At 69.2% G+C, this 17,369-nt stretch carries 20 protein-coding genes and 1 tRNA gene; 10 read left to right on the forward strand and 11 right to left on the reverse strand.

The genetic code is table 11. The features are described from left to right. Positions 1–776: 776 nt before the first annotated feature. The 4 genes from EHF32_RS07505 to galU form a co-directional block, all read right to left on the reverse strand. Positions 777–849: transfer RNA gene (locus EHF32_RS07505), tRNA-Ala, on the reverse strand. Between the two features lie 46 nt (positions 850–895). Further along, positions 896–1,795 carry a large exoprotein gene (locus tag EHF32_RS07510; RefSeq protein ID WP_137417599.1) on the reverse strand — a complete coding sequence of 300 codons (900 nt, stop codon included), beginning with the start codon at positions 1,793–1,795 and terminating at the stop codon, positions 896–898. Between the two features lie 57 nt (positions 1,796–1,852). Further along, positions 1,853–2,488 (reverse strand): GNAT family N-acetyltransferase, encoded by a 636-nt coding sequence (locus tag EHF32_RS07515; RefSeq protein ID WP_137417600.1) that lies wholly within the window; start codon positions 2,486–2,488, stop codon positions 1,853–1,855. Positions 2,489–2,504: 16 nt separating this feature from the next. Continuing rightward, positions 2,505–3,389, reverse strand: a complete 885-nt coding sequence (galU, locus tag EHF32_RS07520; protein ID WP_137417601.1) for a UTP--glucose-1-phosphate uridylyltransferase GalU — start codon at positions 3,387–3,389, stop codon at positions 2,505–2,507. A gap of 53 nt (positions 3,390–3,442) precedes the next feature. On the opposite strand from galU, the gene EHF32_RS07525 reads away from it, so the two are divergent. From EHF32_RS07525 to mscL, 3 genes are read left to right on the forward strand one after another with little or no spacing between them, the layout of a single operon-like run. Next, positions 3,443–4,048: a 5-formyltetrahydrofolate cyclo-ligase gene (locus EHF32_RS07525; protein WP_137417602.1), complete on the forward strand. Its 606-nt coding sequence runs from the start codon at positions 3,443–3,445 to the stop codon at positions 4,046–4,048. Between the two features lie 21 nt (positions 4,049–4,069). Next, the gene (locus EHF32_RS07530; RefSeq protein WP_137417603.1) at positions 4,070–4,363 is read left to right on the forward strand and encodes an FmdB family zinc ribbon protein; all 294 of its coding nucleotides are present in this window, start codon (positions 4,070–4,072) and stop codon (positions 4,361–4,363) included. A 34-nt stretch (positions 4,364–4,397) separates the two neighbouring features. Next, positions 4,398–4,817 (forward strand): large conductance mechanosensitive channel protein MscL, encoded by a 420-nt coding sequence (gene mscL / locus EHF32_RS07535; protein ID WP_137417604.1) that lies wholly within the window; start codon positions 4,398–4,400, stop codon positions 4,815–4,817. A 4-nt stretch (positions 4,818–4,821) separates the two neighbouring features. Here the strand turns inward: mscL and EHF32_RS07540 are convergent, their stop codons facing one another. Together EHF32_RS07540 and EHF32_RS07545 are read right to left on the reverse strand one after the other, a co-directional pair. Further along, positions 4,822–5,004, reverse strand: coding sequence for a hypothetical protein (locus EHF32_RS07540; protein WP_137417605.1), 183 nt, complete (start codon positions 5,002–5,004; stop codon positions 4,822–4,824). After that, the gene (locus EHF32_RS07545) at positions 4,991–8,686 is read right to left on the reverse strand and encodes an ATP-binding protein (protein ID WP_137417606.1); all 3,696 of its coding nucleotides are present in this window, start codon (positions 8,684–8,686) and stop codon (positions 4,991–4,993) included. The genes EHF32_RS07540 and EHF32_RS07545 overlap by 14 nt, the downstream gene beginning before the upstream one ends. Positions 8,687–8,885: 199 nt before the next feature. Between EHF32_RS07545 and EHF32_RS07550 the strand changes: the two genes are divergently transcribed. Next, complete coding sequence (locus EHF32_RS07550; RefSeq protein ID WP_137417607.1) at positions 8,886–9,404, forward strand: methylated-DNA--[protein]-cysteine S-methyltransferase; 519 nt, start codon at positions 8,886–8,888, stop codon at positions 9,402–9,404. Positions 9,405–9,425: 21 nt separating this feature from the next. On the opposite strand, the gene EHF32_RS07555 is transcribed toward EHF32_RS07550, so the two are convergent. Both EHF32_RS07555 and EHF32_RS07560 read right to left on the reverse strand, forming a co-directional pair. Beyond that, complete coding sequence (locus EHF32_RS07555) at positions 9,426–11,042, reverse strand: solute symporter family protein (protein WP_137417608.1); 1,617 nt, start codon at positions 11,040–11,042, stop codon at positions 9,426–9,428. Then, on the reverse strand, positions 11,039–11,392 hold the full coding sequence (locus EHF32_RS07560; protein ID WP_137417609.1) for a DUF485 domain-containing protein: 354 nt from the start codon (positions 11,390–11,392) through the stop codon (positions 11,039–11,041). The genes EHF32_RS07555 and EHF32_RS07560 overlap by 4 nt, the downstream gene beginning before the upstream one ends. A 131-nt stretch (positions 11,393–11,523) precedes the next feature. Here EHF32_RS07560 and EHF32_RS07565 point away from each other — a divergent pair, with 131 nt between their 5' ends. Both EHF32_RS07565 and EHF32_RS07570 read left to right on the forward strand, forming a co-directional pair. Further along, positions 11,524–12,372, forward strand: a complete 849-nt coding sequence (locus EHF32_RS07565) for a LuxR C-terminal-related transcriptional regulator (RefSeq protein ID WP_137417610.1) — start codon at positions 11,524–11,526, stop codon at positions 12,370–12,372. Between the two features lie 27 nt (positions 12,373–12,399). After that, positions 12,400–12,744, forward strand: coding sequence for a histone-like nucleoid-structuring protein Lsr2 (locus EHF32_RS07570; RefSeq protein WP_137417611.1), 345 nt, complete (start codon positions 12,400–12,402; stop codon positions 12,742–12,744). A 6-nt stretch (positions 12,745–12,750) separates the two neighbouring features. Here the strand turns inward: EHF32_RS07570 and EHF32_RS07575 are convergent, their stop codons facing one another. Both EHF32_RS07575 and EHF32_RS07580 read right to left on the reverse strand, forming a co-directional pair. Beyond that, positions 12,751–13,359 (reverse strand): hypothetical protein, encoded by a 609-nt coding sequence (locus tag EHF32_RS07575; protein ID WP_137417612.1) that lies wholly within the window; start codon positions 13,357–13,359, stop codon positions 12,751–12,753. Between the two features lie 69 nt (positions 13,360–13,428). Beyond that, a complete protein-coding gene (locus EHF32_RS07580; protein ID WP_137417613.1) occupies positions 13,429–13,818 on the reverse strand; it encodes an ester cyclase in 390 nt (129 codons plus the stop codon). 85 nt (positions 13,819–13,903) lie between these two features. Here EHF32_RS07580 and EHF32_RS07585 point away from each other — a divergent pair, with 85 nt between their 5' ends. From EHF32_RS07585 to EHF32_RS16025, 3 genes are read left to right on the forward strand one after another with little or no spacing between them, the layout of a single operon-like run. Further along, entirely contained in the window at positions 13,904–14,860 is a 957-nt protein-coding gene (locus EHF32_RS07585) for an epimerase (RefSeq protein WP_137417614.1), read from the forward strand. A gap of 45 nt (positions 14,861–14,905) precedes the next feature. Further along, entirely contained in the window at positions 14,906–15,352 is a 447-nt protein-coding gene (locus EHF32_RS07590) for an SRPBCC family protein (protein WP_137417615.1), read from the forward strand. Between the two features lie 37 nt (positions 15,353–15,389). Continuing rightward, positions 15,390–16,070: a helix-turn-helix domain-containing protein gene (locus EHF32_RS16025; protein ID WP_137417616.1), complete on the forward strand. Its 681-nt coding sequence runs from the start codon at positions 15,390–15,392 to the stop codon at positions 16,068–16,070. Here the strand turns inward: EHF32_RS16025 and EHF32_RS07600 are convergent. Continuing rightward, positions 16,046–16,444, reverse strand: coding sequence for a VOC family protein (locus EHF32_RS07600; protein ID WP_137417617.1), 399 nt, complete (start codon positions 16,442–16,444; stop codon positions 16,046–16,048). The genes EHF32_RS16025 and EHF32_RS07600 overlap by 25 nt on opposite strands. Before the next feature lie 81 nt (positions 16,445–16,525). On the opposite strand from EHF32_RS07600, the gene EHF32_RS07605 reads away from it, so the two are divergent. Then, positions 16,526–17,332, forward strand: a complete 807-nt coding sequence (locus EHF32_RS07605; RefSeq protein ID WP_137417618.1) for an alpha/beta fold hydrolase — start codon at positions 16,526–16,528, stop codon at positions 17,330–17,332. The last annotated feature ends 37 nt before the right edge of the window (positions 17,333–17,369 follow it).

Genomic DNA, 17,369 nt, shown 5'->3' on the forward strand with positions numbered 1-17,369 from the left:
ACGGATGCTCCTGCCGCTCGGCTTCTCAGCCTCGCCCGCAGGGCAACTTCTCCATCTTAGCCGTTTCGCTCGCCGTGTCAAATCCGCCGGAGCGGATCGTTCTCACCGCCGAGGCGGCGATCGACGGAACGATCGGCACCCCACACGCACGTCAGATCTGAGATCTTCTCGCTTGTGTGGGAGTGTGTTCTCCGCTTGAGGGGAACGGGGCTTCAGCCTCTCCGTTCTTCCCTGTGGGGCGAACAATTAATAACTTACGTGGGTTCCGGCCATCTGCCAACTCGAGCGCAACCCCCGGGCGTGTCGCGCATGTTTCCGGCCGATGACGCTGCCCTTTCCCGCCTCTCCCTCTCCCTCTCCCTCTCCCTCTCCCTCTCCCTCTCCCTCTCCCTCTCCCTCTCCCCGCGAGACTGCGTATTCGTCACGAGATCACGGGTGATGAGAGTGATCTCGTGCGGACGATGCAGTCTCGCGCGGGGAGGGCGGCCCGACGGCCCACGCTCATAGCGCCGGCGCGATCCGTCGCGAGGAGGTACGCCTGCCCGCTCCCCCTGTTCGGAGACATCGCGGCGCCCGCCCCACCCCCGATCGGCACGACGTCGCTCTGCCCCCGACCCTTCCGCCTCGCACCCGTCACGTTGCTCCCGACCCCTGAGACGGCATCCCCCACACACGAGATCGAGGGGGATGACAGTGACCTCATTCCGGAGATTCAATCTCGGGACAGGGGGACGCTGGAAACGACGAAGGCCCCCGCTGAGCGGGGGCCTATCCGGTGGACCTGAGGGGATTCGAACCCCTGACCTCTTCATTGCGAACGAAGCGCGCTACCAACTGCGCCACAGGCCCGGAACTCAACGAGCCTATCACGGCCCGACGAGGCGAATGAACCGCGTCAACCCGCTGCCCGGCGGGTGGAAAGCAGCCGGCGAACGTGGTCTTCGATCTCCGCGTCGTCGACGTAGCCCATCCGCGCGAAGGGCGACTCCTCGGGCGCCTTCGCGACCCGCGCGGTGTCGATCGAGGGCGGAGCTGCCTGCTCGGCGCGCTCGCGCTTGGCCTCCTCGACGGCGGCACGGCGAAGCGCCGCACGCGCGTCCGCCGCATCCTGCACGAGAGAGGCCCGGGACCCGGAGGTGGCCGCCAACGGACGCGGAAGCGAACGCGGCTCCCACGTGGCCGGAGCCGCCGGAGTCGGCAGAGCGACATCCTGCACATCCGCCTGACGAGCCTCTACGGTGATCTGCGGCGCAGGAGCGACCCGGCGAGCGGCCCGACGCGCCACACGCGACATCTGCTGCAGCATCAGCACGGAGATCACGAAGACAGCTCCCGATGCCCACAGCAAGGTCGTGCTCGCCGCGGTCAGCTGCATCCAGACGCCCAGCCCCGCCCCTCCGAGCGAGAGGAGCGCCAGGACGGTGGCCGTCAGTCGCGCGCGCCTGCGAGCCCGCGCCATGCGCACCTCGGGACGGTCACGCACCGCACGGGCCTCCTGCTTGGCGGCCGCGAGCTCCTGGCGCGCGATTTCGAGCTGTGCCCGCTCACGTTCGGCGAGCGTCTGACGAGCGAGCTTCTGCTGAGCGGATGCGGTGCGTGCCGTCAGCTCGAGCCGCACCTCCTCGGGCGTCTCGCTGGTCTCAGCGAGAACCCGCAGGGCCTGATTGAGGCGAACCGCATTGCGCTCGGCGGCGTTGTACTGGTGCCGGCTGTGCCAGGAGGGCAGGAGGTAGAGCAGCCACAGCGTCACAGCGACGAGGAAGATCACTCCTCCGCCCAACACCTGTCCGCCCATGCCGTCAACGGTAGGCGACGCACCGCGGCGAACCGGGCAAGCGTCGGCGTGTCGGCGTCAGTCGGGGCGACCGATGCGGTCGCGCTCCGGCACGGTCGCGGCGTCGGCGGGCGCGCGACCGGCGACCCAGCGAGCCAGCACCCCCTCGGGCACCTCTTCACGCGTGAGCGCGAAGGCGTAGTGATCGCGCCAGTCACCGTCGATGTGGATGTAACGCCGGCGCAGACCCTCGTAGCGGAAGCCGAGCTTCTGCACGACCCGCAGACTCGCGTCGTTCTCCGGCCGGATGCAGATCTCCATCCGGTGCAGCCGTAGCTCTGTGAAACAGAGATCGGTCGCGAGAGCCACCGATGTCGGCGTGATGTCGCGGCCGGCGTATTCGCGGGCCACCCAGTATCCGATGGTCGCCGAGGCGAGCGACCCGCGAGCGATCCCCCACACGTTCAGCTGGCCTGCGACCCGCCCGTCGTACTCCATGACCAGTGGGACGCCCGCACCATCGCGGTACTGCTGCAGAAGCCGGCGGATGCCGATCTTCATGTCGAGCAGAACGGCGCCGTCCGGGCTCGTCGCCTCCCACGGGCGCAGCCACGCGCGGTTCGACATCAGATGATCCTGCAACACGCGCGCGTCGCGCGCACGGATCAGACGGATGCCGACCCGCCCGTGCTCGCGCGGTGCCGAAAGGTCCATCTCGAACCTCCCCGGTTCAGAGTCCGGCGACGAAGTCCTTCAGCCACGGCCGCAGGTCCGGGCCGAGGTCGTCGCGATCGCTGGCGAGTTGGACGATCGCCTTGATGTAGTCGAGTTTGTCTCCCGTGTCGTAGCGCCGTCCGCGGAAGACCACGCCGTAGACGCCGCGCTCGGGATCCGTGGCGAGCTCCTGCAGCGCGTCGGTGAGCTGGATCTCGCCGCCCTTGCCGGGTTCGGTGTGCTCGAGCACCTCGAACACCTCAGGACCGAGGACATACCGGCCGATGATGGCGAGGTTGGAGGGTGCATCCTCCTTCTTGGGCTTCTCGACGAGGCCCGTCACCTTCACGACACCGTCCTCATCGGTCTCTTCGACCGCCGCGACACCGTAGAGGTGGATGTTCTCGGGGTCGACCTCCATGAGGGCGATCACCGCGGCACCGCGCTTGTCGTACTCGGAGAGCATCTTCGACAACAGCGGGTCGCGCTCGTCGATCAGGTCGTCTCCCAGCAGCACCGCGAACGGGTGGTCTCCGACGTGGGCCTGCGCACGCAGCACCGCGTGCCCGAGCCCCTTCGGCTCCCCCTGACGGACCATGTGCACGTCGGCGAGGTCGGAGGAGTGCTCCACCTTCGCGAGCTTGCCGGTGTCGCCCTTCTCCCGCAGCTTCTGCTCCAGCTCGGGCATCGCGTCGAAGTGATTCGCGATGTTGTTCTTGTTGCGACCGATGATGATGAGCACGTCCTGGATGCCCGCTTCGACCGCCTCTTCGACGACGTACTGAATGGCGGGCTTGTCGACGACGGGCAGCATCTCCTTCGGCATCGCCTTCGTAGCGGGGAGGAATCGTGTTCCCAGACCCGCGGCGGGAATGACGGCCTTGAAGGGCTTGTGACTCATGCCGCGATCCTATCGGCACGCCTTCCCCGGTTGCGGTCCTTAGAATCATGTGCATGTCAGACGGTGACGATCGCAATGCAGTGGACGACGTCAAGCGCGCACTCCGCGCCGATCTGCGGGAACGGCGACAGACCCTGTCGGCCGCCGCGCGGGAGAGCGCGGGCACGGGAGTCCACCAGCAGCTCGACGCCCTGACGTCGGCGCACCACGTGAGGTCGCTCTCCTGCTTCCTGTCGACGAATGCCGAACCCGATACGCGTGAGTTCGTGCGCGAGGCCGTGCGTCGCGGCATCCGGGTTCTCCTGCCCGTGACGCGGGTGGACGGCCTGCTCGACTGGGCCGTCGCCACCGAGGACGGCGAGATCGCGGAGGGCCTGTTCGGTCTGCCCGAACCTGTCGGAGAGCTGCTCGGCCCCATCGCCGTCAACGACGTCGACCTGATGATCGTGCCCGCCGCCGCCGTCGACCGCCGCGGCATGCGATTGGGATGGGGCCGCGGCTACTTCGACAAGACCATCGGCTCGATGCAGAAGTGCCCGCCGGTGTACGCAGTGGTCTACGACTCCGAGATCCTCGACGACGTCCCGACGGATGTGCACGACCAGCCCGTCGACGGCGTCGTCACCCCCACCCGCACCCTGACGCTGCGCGCCCGCTGAGCGCCTGACCCCGGAGGCACCATGCCCACCTACGCCTATGCCTGCAAGTCCTGCGGGCACCGCTTCGACACCGTCCAGTCCTTCTCCGACCCCGCGCTGACCGAGTGCCCCGCCTGCGGCGGCGAACTGCGCAAGGAGTACGGCTCGATCGGCGTCACGTTCAACGGTTCCGGCTTCTACCGCACCGACTCGCGCGCGGGCGCCTCGAGCTCGAGCTCGACCGGCACGTCGGGTGGAGACTCCGGCTCGTCCGGGGCATCATCGAGCACGGGAGCCACCGCCCCCGCTGCTCCCGCCGCCCCCGCGGCATCCTGACCGGCCGGACGCCGACGACATGAGGAGAGATTCGATGATCAAGGGTTTCAAGGAGTTCATCCTCCGCGGCAATGTGATCGACCTCGCGGTCGCGGTCGTCATCGGCGCGGCCTTCACCGCTGTGGTCAACGCGATCGTCGCGTCGATCATCACGCCGCTCATCGAGATCTTCTGGAAGGCGGATGAGAACGGCGTTCCCGGCATCCCCGTGCCCGACATCTACGGCGGCACGGTCACGTTCCCCATCGGCGGGCTCATCACTGCTGTGGTGAGCTTCCTCGCCGTCGCGGTCGTCGTCTACTTCGCGTTCGTCATGCCGATGAACCTGTGGAAGGCGCGCCAGGCCGCGCGCGCCGGCGTCCGCGAGCCCGAAGCTGCGCCGGCTCCCACCGAGCAGGAGCTGCTGGTGCAGATCCGCGACCTGCTCGAGCAGCAGAACAAGACCCGGCCCTGACGCCTCAGTAGTGCGGCGGGACTTCGCGCCGCATCCGCTCGTCGTTCGGGCCCGCCTCGGACGCAGCGGATGCGGCGTCGTCGTCTCTGCTCTCGGGCTCCTCAACCGCGCCGGGCGCCGGTGTCAGCCGAGCGCGCCGCGCTCCCGTCACGCGGACGACGCGCTGGCGGTCGTCACTCGGCGACATCGATGGGCTGCGTGCTCGCCTGCGGCGATGCGCCCGCCTCGACGCCCAGCAGCGTCGCGACGCGCGCCGCGACCGCCGCGGGGTCGCTGTAGAGGTCGAAGGCGTGCACGCGCAGGTAATGCCACCCCAGCCGTCGCAGGATCTGCGGGCGCAGACGCAGCGACTCGCGCAGGGACTCGGGACGCGTCTCCGGGTCGCTCTCGACCACGACGGCCTTGCCGTCATGACCCGCCACCAAGGGCAGCAGCCCGCGGTAGTCGAGATCGACCTTGATGCCCTTGGCGCGCAGCTCCCGGGCGAGGGCCCTGGTCAACGGGTCGGCGAGATCCTCGAGACGCGTCTCACGCGCGCGTGCCGCCACTCCACCCAGGATGCTCATGAGCGTCGCGGCGCCGTGCTCGAGCCTGCCGTCTTCGAAAGCGCTGGGGCGGATGGAGGAGACGATCACCATCGAGCGACGCGCACGGGTCATTCCGACCGTGAGCAGTCGCTCGCCATCCGCCGTGGAGAGGTCGCCGAAGTCGCTGAGGACGCGGCCGTGCTTGGTCAGCCCGAACCCGAGCGAGAAGACGACCCGGTCTCGACTCTCCGCGACCGACTCCTCGAGCGTCAGGACGGCGAACGGCTCGGCCGTCTCGCGCGAGACGAAGTCGGCGACGTCGGCGCGGCCCGCGAAGGCGACATCGACGGCCGCACGGATGCGCTCGGCGTGGCGTCTACTGGCCGTGACGACCATGAGGCTCTCACCGGAACGGTTGACCGCGTGCTCGGTCACGAGCGTCACGACGCGCGCGACCTCGGCATCGGGGCTCTCGACGGCGCCCGAGATGGGGTCCGGCGTGCCGGTTCCACCCTCGACGTAGTCGACGCTGAGGCTCCCCCGACCGAGGTAGGCACCTGCCCAGGGCAGTGAGACGAGCTCTCCGCCGTAGAACGCGTCGTTCACGAGTTGCGCGAGGTCCTCGCCCCCGGCGCGGTAGCTGCGGGTGAGCGTGGCGACGTCGAGCAGCTCCGCCATCCGTTCGAAGACCGAGACCTCGTCGAAGGGCTCGTCGAACTCGTCCGCGACCGCGCGCTCGCCCGCGCCGACGGCGAAGGGCGTCGGCTTCTGGGTGACGGGGTCGCCGAAGAGCACCACCTGGCGGGCGCGGCGCAGCGCGGGCGCCGCCTCCGCGAGACAGAGGGCGGCCGCATCCGCGATGATCACGACGTCGAACGGCGGGTGATCGGGGATCTCGGGCACCTCATAGGGCGAGGCGAGCCACACCGGCGCGAGCGTGCGCATGAGCGTCGGCGCCGCCCGCACGAGCTGATCAGGGGCTGAGACACCGCCCTTGAGCGCCTGCTTGAGAGCGGCGGCCTCGTCAGCGTGGTCGACCAAGCCGATCTTCCACTGCGTCGCGAGCTGCGCCGCGAGGACGGGCCCGGATGCGGCGGCGTGCGCTTCGTCCACGAGCCGGAAGTCGCGTTCGAGACGGTCCAGCACCGCGGTGTTCGCTCCGAGGAGCGCACGGTCGGTGCGCAGCAGATGCTCGAGGGCGGACTGCCACCACGCGAACTCGAGCTCGGCCGCGACCTGGTCCTCGGGCGCGTGGCGCACCGACAGTTCGGTGAGCAGGGGCGCGAGGCCCATGCGGTCGAGCTCGGTGCGCAGCGTGGCACGCTCGACGAGGTTCTCGAAGTACGCCGACTCAGCGGCGAGCCCGGCCAGCACGCGCATGAGCTGCGCCACCGGGAGCGAGGCCAGGCGGCTCGACTCACGACGCCGCAGGATCTGGTCGAGCTCGCCGAGCTGCGCGTGCACGCGCTGCCAGGCGACGTGGACGTCGGCGAGACCGACCGGCACCTCGGGCACGACGCCCGCATCCACCAGTCGCTGCCAATCGGCGCGCTGCTGCTGGATGCGCACGAGCGACTCGTACATGTCGCCGACGTGCACGCCCGGGCGCACGTACTCGCGCGACAGGCGCTTGAGCCGACGACGGTTGGCGCTCGACATGTCGGCGGAATCGCGCTTGGGCGCGTGCGCCTGGATGAGCTCGACGAGAGGACGCTCGAACACGCTCGGAGTGAACTTGTCGAGGGTCTCGCGGATGCCCTGCAGCAGACGCAGATAGTCGCCGAGCTCATCGATCGTGCGGAAGGGCCGCATCCGCGTCTGCGCGATCAGCTCGTAGCCGCGCTCGAGAAGGCTGGGAACCTCGCGGCCGCTCAGCTTGCCCGCGAGCGCGTGGGCAGCGCGCGCCGATTCGGTGGTGTCGAAGCTCACGCCGTACCAGGGCGAGTCGTCGGGACCGAAGCGGAACTCCCCCAGCTTCGCGGCGGTCACGAGCTTCGCCGCCGCCTGCGGCCGGGCATCCCGCAGTGCCTCAAGGGTGGCGATGTCGAACCGGGCGGTGGTCGACGGAGCCGGCGACAGGGCGCTCAGCTCGGTCAGCCGGCGCACGACCTGCAGGGCCGAGGTTCCGAGGCTGGGGTGCGAAGCGGTGAGCGCACCGCGGTAGTCGCGCAGCACCGTGCGCAGGCGCAACAGTGCGTCGTCGATCTCCGCGACCTTCGGCGGCTGCGCCTTCTCATTGCGTCCGATCGCGCGGATCAGATCCCGGTGCAGGTGTCGCGGCGTGACGGCGAGCGCATCGAGACCGATGCCGGCGAGGCGATGGCGGACGCCGTCGAGGGTCGAGCGGCGAGCGCTGACCACGAGCACGCGACGGCCGCTCTGCACGAGGGCGCCGATCGCGTTGATGACGGTCTGCGTGCCTCCCGTGCCGGGCAGGGTGTGCACCGCGAGCGAATGACCGGCCGCGATGCGCGCCAGCACGGCCTCCTGCTCCTCATCCGCATCGAGCAGAAGCGTGTCGGCGGCGGGGGTCCGCTCGTCGGGGCTCGTGACGCGCGGAAGCGCAGGACGCACGGAGAGGCGCGCCCGCTCGTCGGGATGCCCCGCGAGCGCGTTCAGCACCGGGTGGTCGAGGTCAGCGGTGTCGCGAGCCATTCCCGAACCGACGTCGACGAAGTTGGAGACGACCAGACGCGGAACGACGGTGAAGGTCGGGATGTGGGTCGTGAGAGCCCGCAGGTGGTCGATCACGGGCTGCGGGCGGAACACCGCTCCATCGTGAGCGAGGCCGGCGAGGGCTGCCGAGTCAAGGTGGATGCCGAAGTGGGTCCCCAGCGCGCGCACGAGCTCCGGGTTGACGACGAAGGAGCCGTGGAGCTTGAGCTCGAAGTCGGTGTGGTGGCGACGGATCGCGAGCGGCCGCAGCAGCACGGGAGCCGTGCACATGATCCCGCCGATGCGCCAGGAGGCCATGCCCACGGCGAGCGAGACGGTCTCCAGACCCCGCGCGGTGCGCAACTCGACGTTCTTGGCGGTGATCCGCTCCGCCGCCATCCGCGCGGTGCGCAGGGCGACCTCGTCGCGGTACAGGTTGGACAGCAGCGTCGACCGACCGGTCAGGAACTGCGGGAGGCTCCCCGGATGCGCCTTGTTGATGTCGATGCCGCGCTCGGGCGAGTCTTCATAGAAGAGGAGTGTCGAGCGCCCGCCGAGCAGTGCGGCCTGCGCGCGCAACCGCGCACGCTCGGGGTCTGCCACGTGCGCGACGACGACACCGGGCTCCGCGACGCCGAGATCACTCGGGCGCACCGGATTCGTCGCCTCGTCTGCACCAGAGATCATGGTGCCTTCTCCACGCCACACACGTGTCACCATAGGCGTGAGATGGACGAGCGGGGCTCAACCACGGCCGAGTTTCGCCGGATTGGCGACACGCCGAACGGACCGGCCGTTCCTCCCCACGATCACCCGGCCCGCGCGTTGTCCGCCGGGCGGACGCTCTCCCCCGCGGAAGGAGTGCGCGCACGAGAAGGATGAGCACATGACCCCGACCGGCTTCCGCATCCATCCGACGCCCCTCGGCGACGCCCTCGTTCTGACGAGCGACGCCGGCCTCGTCGGCTTCGAGTTCCTCGCCGCGCCCCTCGGCTCCGCCCTCGCTGCGTGGACGCAGCGTCTGGGCCGGGAGCCGGCACCCATCGACGACGACGCCGATGCGCTGCTCGGCCAGGTCGACGAGTACTTCGAGGGGGCGCGCACGGCGTTCGACGTCGAACTGGACCTGAGTCTGGTCAGCGGCTTCGCCCGCGACGCATTGGAGGCGATCTCCCGCATCCCGTATGGAGAGACGGCGAGCTACGGCGAGATCGCGATCGAGGCCGGTTCACCGCGGGCGCATCGCGCCGTCGGATCCGCGTGCGCCCACACACCGATCTCGCTCGTGATCCCCGCGCATCGCGTCATCCGCTCCGACGGCTCGATCGGCGAGTACGGCGGGCGCCCCGAGCACAAGCGCTACCTGCTCGAGCTCGAGGCCGCGCATCGTCCGGCGGGCGTGTAGGCCGCCCGCCGGACGATGTCGCTAGTGGTCGACCGCCTTCTCGGCCCCGAATCCGGTGAGCGAGCGCACCTCCATCTCGGCGGCCTTCTTGCGATCTTCGGCGCGACGTGAGGTCACCGACCCCAGCCATCCGAGGAAGAAGCCCAGCGGGATCGAGATGATGCCCGGGTTGTTGAGCGGCCAGATCGCGACACCGACGTCCTTGAACACGCTCGTGGGCGTGCCCCAGAACACGGGCGACAGCACGATCAGCACGATCGCCGCCCCGAGCCCGCCGTACATGCTCCACACCGCCCCGCGCGTCGTGAACCTGCGCCAGAACAGCGAGAACAGGATGGTGGGCAGGTTCGCCGAGGCGGCGACGGCGAAGGCCAGCGCGACCAGGAACGCCACGTTCTGACCCTGCACGCCGATGCCGCCGAGGATGGCCAGCACCCCGATGACGATGACCGTGCGTCGTGCGACCTTGACCTCGCCGTCCGGGGGTACATTGCCCTTCTTCACGACGCTCGCGTAGATGTCGTGCGCGAACGATGCTGCCGCCGTGATCGTGAGGCCGGCGACGACCGCAAGGATCGTCGCGAACGCCACCGCGGAGATGAACCCGAGCAGAACGGGACCACCCAGGTAGAGGGCGAGCAGCGGGGCTGCGGAGTTGACGCCGCCCGGCGCAGCCGCAATGGTCTCGGGCCCCACCAGCGCGCCCGCGCCGTAGCCGAGCACGAGGGTGAGGAGATAGAAGAGGCCGATCAACCAGATCGCCCAGACCACCGAACGCCGTGCTTCTTTCGCGGTGGGCACCGTATAGAAGCGCATCAGCACGTGCGGCAGACCCGCCGTGCCGAGCACGAGCGCGAGCGCGAGTGAGATGAAGTCCCACGGGTTCTTGCCGTACTGGAGGCCCGGGCCGAGCACCGCTTCACCCTTCGGCGAGGCGGCGACAGCGCTCTCGAGCAGCGTGTTCAGGTTGAACCCGTTGATCGCGAGCACCCAGACGGTCATGACGAGAGCGCCGCCGATGAGCAGGAACGCTTTCACGATCTGCACCCAGGTCGTGCCCTTCATCCCGCCGATGAGCACGTAGACGATCATCAGCACGCCGACCACGGCGACGACGATGGACTGCCCGATCTGGTCACCGATGCCCAGAAGCAGCGAGACCAGGCCGCCGGCGCCCGCCATCTGCGCGAGCAGGTAGAAGAAGCACACCGCGAGGGTCGTGATGGCCGCCGCCATCCGCACCGGTCGTTCCTTGAGACGGAACGACAAGACATCGGCCATCGTGAAGCGCCCGGTGTTACGCATCAGCTCTGCCACGAGCAAGAGCGCGACCAGCCACGCCACCAGGAACCCGATCGAGTAGAGGAACCCGTCGTAGCCGTTGATCGCGATGGCTCCGCAGATGCCGAGGAAGGATGCCGCCGACAGGTAGTCACCGGCGATCGCGAAGCCGTTCTGCGGCCCGGTGAATGAGCGACCGGCGGCGTAGTAGTCGGCGGCGGTCTTGTTGTTGCGTGACGCGCGGATCACGATGAACAACGTCACGGCGACGAACGCCGCGAAGATCGAGATGTTGAGGACGGGATCGTTCTCGACCGTCTGAACAGCTGCGTGGATGGCTCCGAAGACCTCGTTCATCGCGCACCTGCCTCTCGCTGCTCCAGATCCTCACGGATCGCACGCGACTGCGGGTCGAGGCGCCGGTTGGCGTAGGCGACGTAGGCCATCGTGATGACGAACGTCGAGACGAACTGGCCGAGCCCGAGCAGCAGCCCCACGGTGATGTCTCCCGAGACGCGCGTGGCCATGAAGTCCGCAGCGAAGGACGAGAGCAGAACGTAGGCGAAGTACCAGAGCAGGAAGGCGATCGCGAGGGGAAAGACGAACGCGCGCTGCGCTCGTTTCAGGCGTTGGAACGGGGGTGATTCCTCCACCTCGATGTAGTCGATTCCCGCGCCGTCGGCAGCGCGGTCGTGCGATTCAGTCATGTGGCCTCCTTGCCTCATGCCGCGGATGCGGGGTGTCCATCCGAGCCGTCGTCGCCTCTTCGCGGCGATGGTAGGGTCGACGCTACGAAAATCGGCAACGAGGCCGACACCCCCGGAAGTAGGTAGCACCTATGTCCCCCGGAACCACCAGCGATCTGCAGTTGATGACGCGCGCCGTCCACGATCTGGTCGCCCGCACGCGCTTTCCCGTCGCCTTCGGCGGACTCGTCCGTGAGCACTCCGTGCACGTCAGTTCCATCGTCGGAGCGCGCGGCCGGACCATCGAAGGTCTCATCGTGCGCGAGCAGCGCGGGCTCGGCGGAAGGGCTCTGACGGAGAAGCGCCCTCGCCTCGCTCTGGACTACCGGAGCGCACGCGGAATCACCCACGACTACGACGGCCCGATCCTCGGCGAAGGCATCGCGACCCTCTTCGCGGTCCCGGTCGTCGCGGCGGGCCGCACTCGCGGCGTGCTGTACTGCGGCTCCTGGGGTCAGACGGCCGTGGATGACGTGACGGCGGCGCCGGCGTTGAAGATCGCCGACGCCCTCGCATCCGAGCTCCGCATCCGCGACGAGGTCGCGCGACGTGTCGAACGCGCCCAGGATGCCGCCCCGGAAAGCGCGTGGGACGCCGCAGCGCGCGAGCAGGTTCGGGAGAGCTTCGCGGAGCTTCGTGCGATCTCCGCGACGGTCAGCGACGCCGCACTGCGCGAGCGCCTCGCGGCCGTCGAACGCCGCCTCGCGGACGTCGCGGCCGGCGACCGGCCCACCTCATCGGCGTCGGTTCAGCTCTCACCGCGCGAGCTGGATGTCCTCGCGTGCGCTGCGCTCGGGTCGACCAATGCGCAGATCGCTCAGGAGCTGGCGTTGAAGGAGACGACGGTCAAGTCGTACCTCGCGGCGGCGATGTCGAAACTGGAGGCCACGACGCGGCATGCGGCCGTGGCGAAGGCTCGCCGGGCGCGGCTGCTGCCGTGAGGAGCCGCCGATCTGTATGGTGACGTCATGGCGCGCAGAATCGTCCACCAGCTCGTAGACGACCTCGACGACTCCGTTCTGGAGGTGGGCGAGGGCGAGACCGTGCTCTTCTCCCTCGACGGCATCGCCTACGAGATCGACCTCTCGGATGCGAACGCCGCCGCTCTGCGCGACGCGATGGCCCCCTACGTATCGGCGGCCCGTCGCATCTCTGGCCGCTCGACCGCGAGCATCAAGCCGCGTGCTCGGGCCACCTCCTCGACACGGGACCTCACTGCCATCCGCGAGTGGGCGAAGGCCAACGGCCACCAGGTGTCCGAGCGCGGGCGGGTCGCCGCATCCGTCATCGAGGCGTACGACGCCACGCACTGACGCTGGTCACCCTCCGGGTGCACCGCGGTCCACGAGGTCGACACCCGCTGCGCGCAGGGCCTCGAACAAGCCTGCTCGGTCGCGGACGTCGTAGAAACGGAGCGGCGCCCAGCCACCCGTGGCGACTGTGGCCATGAAGTCCATGCCGGTGTTGCGGTACATCTCGTAGGTCATCTGCACCAGGGAGCGACGCCCCTGCAGGGTTGCGTCGAAGTCCGCCTCGATGCGCCCGGCAACCCTGCGCCGAATGCGAATCGACGTCGGATCCACAGCGCGAGCCTCGAACGATCCACCCCGCTCGATGATCGCGAACCGTTCAGTGACGATGTAGGTCGTGCGCTTGCTCACGGCAGCCTTGACGAAGAACCGGCCGACCACGAGATAGAGGCCGAACAGCCACATGAGCCCCATGCCGATGAAAGCGGGCCACGGTGCGCCGCCGCGAGACGCACTCACCGTTCCGAACGTGACCGACGCAAGCCAGACAAAGCTGAACGGCACCCAGAACACGTCCAAAGCGACGAACGGGGTTACGGGTTCCGGTCGTCCTCGCCACAGCACGGTCCCGTAATCGCGCAGTCCGTCGGCGCGCTCCTCAGCCCGCTCATCCCCCATCGGCTCATCATGGCACGGGCGGGTCGCCGTATCCGTCATCGAGGCGTACGACGCCGCGCACTGACGCGGCTATGCGCCGATCTGCTGCCGCAGCTCAGCGTCTCCCGTTCCCGTGAACTCGACGATGCGGCCGCCGACCACCCGGTACATCGCGAACTCCGCGACGTTGACGTGTCGGCGTGTGGCCGCGAACCCGCGGTAGACGCCGGTGTGGGTTCCGCTGCCGCGCAGGTGTGCGGCGATGCGGTCGTCCTCGATCACGAGTTGGATGCGTCGCCACTGCCAATCCGGGAAGGCGTGGAACAGATCCGCGAGATCGTCGATCCACGCATCCCGCCCGCCGGGCAGGTGCGCGCGTCGCACGTCCGAATCGACCAGCGCGCGGACGGCGTCCAGGTCGTGACGGTTGCAGGCGTCGAGGTACTCGGCGTGCCACTCGCGCAGTTCCCACGGCTCCATCCTCTCCATTATCGCGGGCGATGTCGGCGGCGTCTCAGGGCACCGGTACGGTCGAGTCACAGCTGACCGGCAGAGGGCGGAGCGCATGACGGACAAGCAGGTGGCGGTCATCGCGGGGGCGAGCGGGTTCGTGGGGCGCGAGATCGTGGCGGCGCTGCGGGCCGACGGCTACGATGTGCGGCGCATCGGTCGTACCGAACACGTGGGGTGGAACGACCCGCGCGCCCTCGTGGACGCGGTCGACGGCGCCGACCTCCTCATCAATCTCGCCGGCAAGTCGGTGAACTGCCGGTACAACGACGTCAACCGGAATGAGATCCTGCGCTCCCGCGTCGAGACCACGCGGGCTCTCCGCCACGCCGTGGCTGCGGCCCCCAACCCGCCCCCGCTGTGGGTGAACGCATCGACGGCGACGATCTACCGGCACGAGGAGCGGCGCGCCAACGACGAAGCCTCCGGCGTTCTCGGCGAGGGGTTCTCCGTGGATGTCGCGCGGGAGTGGGAACGCGAGTTCTTCGCCGACGAGCTTCCCCGCACGCGCCGCGTGGCGCTGCGAATGGCCATCGTGCTCGGCAACGGCCCCGCGCCTGACATGCTGCGACGCCTCGCGCGTTGGGGACTGGGCGGGCCGCAGATCGACTCGCCCTGGTTCCCTCACCGTCGATACCGCGGCATCGGGTCGCACCCGACCGGATCCGCGCGTGCCGGCTGGCACCGGACGCGTGGACGGCAGAAGTTCAGCTGGATCCACATCGACGACGTGATCGGAGCCGTCCGGTTCCTCGCCGAGCACGAGGAGATCACGGGCGCCGTGAACCTCGCGAGCCCAGAACCGACCGACAACCGCACGCTCATGCGCGCGCTGCGCCGGAAGACCGGCATGCCGATCGGGCTGCCCGCATGGCGATGGATGCTGGAGCCCGCGATGTGGGTGCTGCGTACCGAACCGGAGCTCGTCCTCAAGAGCCGTTGGGTCGTTCCGGGCGTGCTCGACGCCGCCGGATACACCTTCCGCCGGCCGCATCTCGAGGATGCGATCTGAGGCAAGGCCGCCGCCCGCGCCGCATCGGATACGAGGAGTCAAAGCATGGTCTCGAGCTTCACCGTCGTCACCCGCGCTCAGGTGTCCGTCGAGCGACTGTTCGATCAATCGCTCAGCATCGACGCGCACCTGGAGTCGATGGCAGGTTCCGGTGAACGCGCCGTTGCCGGCGTCACGAGCGGCCTCATCGGTCTGGGCGAGACCGTGACCTGGAGCGCCCGGCACTTCGGTTGGCGCTTCCGGATGACATCCGAGATCACCGCGCTCGATCGTCCTCGCCGTTTCGTCGACGAGCAGGTACGTGGTCCGTTCCGCACCTTCCGTCACGAGCATCGGTTCGAGACTCACGATGGGCAGACCGTCATGACCGACGTCCTGACGATCGCATCGCCGGTGTTCGGCCGGCTGGCCGAACGACTCGTGCTGGTGCCGTATCTGCGGCGGCTCATCCGGCAACGCAACGACGTTCTGGTGCGGGCGGCGGGAAACTGACCGCACGTCTGTCGCAGGCCACGGGCACAATGGCGGCGTGTACTCCGAACTCGCGCTGCCCGGCGGGTCTGCCCTCTGGCGCTCGAGCGGCGGTGCGGGCGGCGCGGTACCCGCCGACGGATGCGTCGATCTGATCCTGCTGGACGACGCGGTGTACGTCGCCGGCCCGTCGACGCGGTGGATCGCTGCCGTCGCCGACCCGGAGAGCGGGTCTTTCGGACTGCGTCTGTCGCCTGGTCGGGCACACGGGTTGTTCCGCGCCGCCCTTCCCCTGCTGGCAGACCGACTTGTTCCCCTTGCCGATACCGTGACCGCGGATGCGGCGCGTACCCTCCGCGAGCGGATGGTCCGCTTCGGCGACGGCCCGCATCCCACTGCCGGCCTCGTCGAGATCGCCGGCCGCGCGACCGTCGAGAACCCATGGTCACGAGCGGTCCAGATCGGCGCGCGACGCGCGGTCTCCGCGGCGCGTATCGCTGCGGAGATGAACGAGACCGAGCGCACCTTCCGCCGCCGGATGCGCGAGCGCTTCGGCTACGGGTACGCGATCCTCGTGCGCCTCGAGCGGGCGCGCCGCGCGCAGCGGCTCCTGCGGAGCGACCGCACGCTCGCCGACGTCGCCGCCGCGGCGGGGTACGCCGACCAATCGCATCTCACGCGGGAGTTCCGTCGGCTGGTGGGCGCGAGCCCCGCTCAGTTCGCGTCGAGCGCCGCGTAGAGATCGATCGAGTTGCCGTCGGGGTCCAGAAGGGTGGCGTACCGCTGACCCCACGGGGCATCCCACGGCGCCACGTGCCCCGCGTAGCCCTCCGCCTCGAGCCGCGCGAAGACCTCGTCCACCTCGGCCGGAGACTCCTGGTCGAACGCGAGCGCGATGCGGTGGCCGCCTGCCGCGGGCTCGTACTCCGGATCGAAGCTGCGGATGGTGGCGACCGTGTCCCACGCGAGGGCGGCCCCGTCATCCAGCCGCGCATCGACGTGCGGGGCGTCGTCCAGTCCGTGCGGGATGTCGACGCCGAGCGCGCGGTAGAACGCGAGCGAGGCGGCCATGTCCTGCGTGACGATACCGATGAATCCGAGTCTGAGTGCCATGGCTCCACGCTAGGCGCGCGCCGCTTCCCGTGTCTTGAACCGAACGGCCACGGTGTCGCAGACGCGACATACGCTCGAGGGGTGATCGCACGCACCTCCGGATCCGGCAGCCCGCTCGTCATCGTCCACGGCTTCGGCGTCGATCACCGCATCATGCTTCCCCTCGAAGAGGCGATCGGCGACACGCCATGGCGGCGCATCTACCTTGACCTGCCGTGGGCTGAGGGCGCACCGCCGTCTGATGCGGCGAGCGCTCTCGAGGTCGCGTCATCGGTCATCGACGACGTACGCTCGGCGCTCGGCGAGGCGCGGTTCGCGATCATCGGCAACTCCTTCGGCGCGATGATCGCCCGCTACGTCGCGCACGAGATGCGCGAACAGCTGCTGGGGCTGGCCACGCTCGCCGGTGTCTTCGAGCCCCGCCATGATGCGCGCATCGTGCCGCCGCGGCAGGTGCTCCGTGTCGACGAGGCAGTACTCGACGCTGCGGGTGATGCTCGCGGCGACTTCGCGGAAGTGAGCGTCGTGCAGGATGCGGCGTCGTTCGCCGCGTTCACCGAGTACGTCCTTCCTGGCCTGCGCGGCTCCGACCCGGCCGTCATCGATCGCATCGCGGCCAGCTACACGCTGCCGGCGGTTCCCGAGCTGGCGCACCCCGAGCCGTTCACCCTGCCAGCACTGCACCTTTTCGGACGGCAGGACGATGTGGTGGGTTACGAGGACGGATGGCGCTTTCGCGACCACTATCCGCGCGGCACCTACGCGGTCCTGGACCTCGCGGGGCACAACGTGCACCTGGAGCAGCCGCAGATCACGACCGCGCTGATCCGCGACTGGCTGCGACGCATGGATGCAGAAGCCGGATCTGCGCATTATCCCGGCCCCTGACGTCCCCCATCGCCCCGCCCGGGGATACGGTCACGGT

Origin of the sequence: Microbacterium sp. RG1, from assembly GCF_005347485.1 — a bacterium.
In the GTDB taxonomy this organism is placed as follows: domain Bacteria; phylum Actinomycetota; class Actinomycetes; order Actinomycetales; family Microbacteriaceae; genus Microbacterium; species Microbacterium binotii_A.

Excerpts from the sequence above, each read along its gene's own strand:
- EHF32_RS07510 (WP_137417599.1), bottom strand. The coding sequence starts at position 1,795 with ATGGGCGGACAGGTGTTGGGCGGAGGAGTGATCTTCCTCGTCGCTGTG.
- EHF32_RS07515 (WP_137417600.1), bottom strand. The coding sequence starts at position 2,488 with ATGGACCTTTCGGCACCGCGCGAGCACGGGCGGGTCGGCATCCGTCTG.
- galU (WP_137417601.1), bottom strand. The coding sequence starts at position 3,389 with ATGAGTCACAAGCCCTTCAAGGCCGTCATTCCCGCCGCGGGTCTGGGA.
- EHF32_RS07525 (WP_137417602.1), top strand. The coding sequence starts at position 3,443 with ATGTCAGACGGTGACGATCGCAATGCAGTGGACGACGTCAAGCGCGCA.
- EHF32_RS07530 (WP_137417603.1), top strand. The coding sequence starts at position 4,070 with ATGCCCACCTACGCCTATGCCTGCAAGTCCTGCGGGCACCGCTTCGAC.
- mscL (WP_137417604.1), top strand. The coding sequence starts at position 4,398 with ATGATCAAGGGTTTCAAGGAGTTCATCCTCCGCGGCAATGTGATCGAC.
- EHF32_RS07540 (WP_137417605.1), bottom strand. The coding sequence starts at position 5,004 with ATGTCGCCGAGTGACGACCGCCAGCGCGTCGTCCGCGTGACGGGAGCG.
- EHF32_RS07545 (WP_137417606.1), bottom strand. The coding sequence starts at position 8,686 with ATGATCTCTGGTGCAGACGAGGCGACGAATCCGGTGCGCCCGAGTGAT.
- EHF32_RS07550 (WP_137417607.1), top strand. The coding sequence starts at position 8,886 with ATGACCCCGACCGGCTTCCGCATCCATCCGACGCCCCTCGGCGACGCC.
- EHF32_RS07555 (WP_137417608.1), bottom strand. The coding sequence starts at position 11,042 with ATGAACGAGGTCTTCGGAGCCATCCACGCAGCTGTTCAGACGGTCGAG.
- EHF32_RS07560 (WP_137417609.1), bottom strand. The coding sequence starts at position 11,392 with ATGACTGAATCGCACGACCGCGCTGCCGACGGCGCGGGAATCGACTAC.
- EHF32_RS07565 (WP_137417610.1), top strand. The coding sequence starts at position 11,524 with ATGTCCCCCGGAACCACCAGCGATCTGCAGTTGATGACGCGCGCCGTC.
- EHF32_RS07570 (WP_137417611.1), top strand. The coding sequence starts at position 12,400 with ATGGCGCGCAGAATCGTCCACCAGCTCGTAGACGACCTCGACGACTCC.
- EHF32_RS07575 (WP_137417612.1), bottom strand. The coding sequence starts at position 13,359 with ATGGGGGATGAGCGGGCTGAGGAGCGCGCCGACGGACTGCGCGATTAC.
- EHF32_RS07580 (WP_137417613.1), bottom strand. The coding sequence starts at position 13,818 with ATGGAGCCGTGGGAACTGCGCGAGTGGCACGCCGAGTACCTCGACGCC.
- EHF32_RS07585 (WP_137417614.1), top strand. The coding sequence starts at position 13,904 with ATGACGGACAAGCAGGTGGCGGTCATCGCGGGGGCGAGCGGGTTCGTG.
- EHF32_RS07590 (WP_137417615.1), top strand. The coding sequence starts at position 14,906 with ATGGTCTCGAGCTTCACCGTCGTCACCCGCGCTCAGGTGTCCGTCGAG.
- EHF32_RS07600 (WP_137417617.1), bottom strand. The coding sequence starts at position 16,444 with ATGGCACTCAGACTCGGATTCATCGGTATCGTCACGCAGGACATGGCC.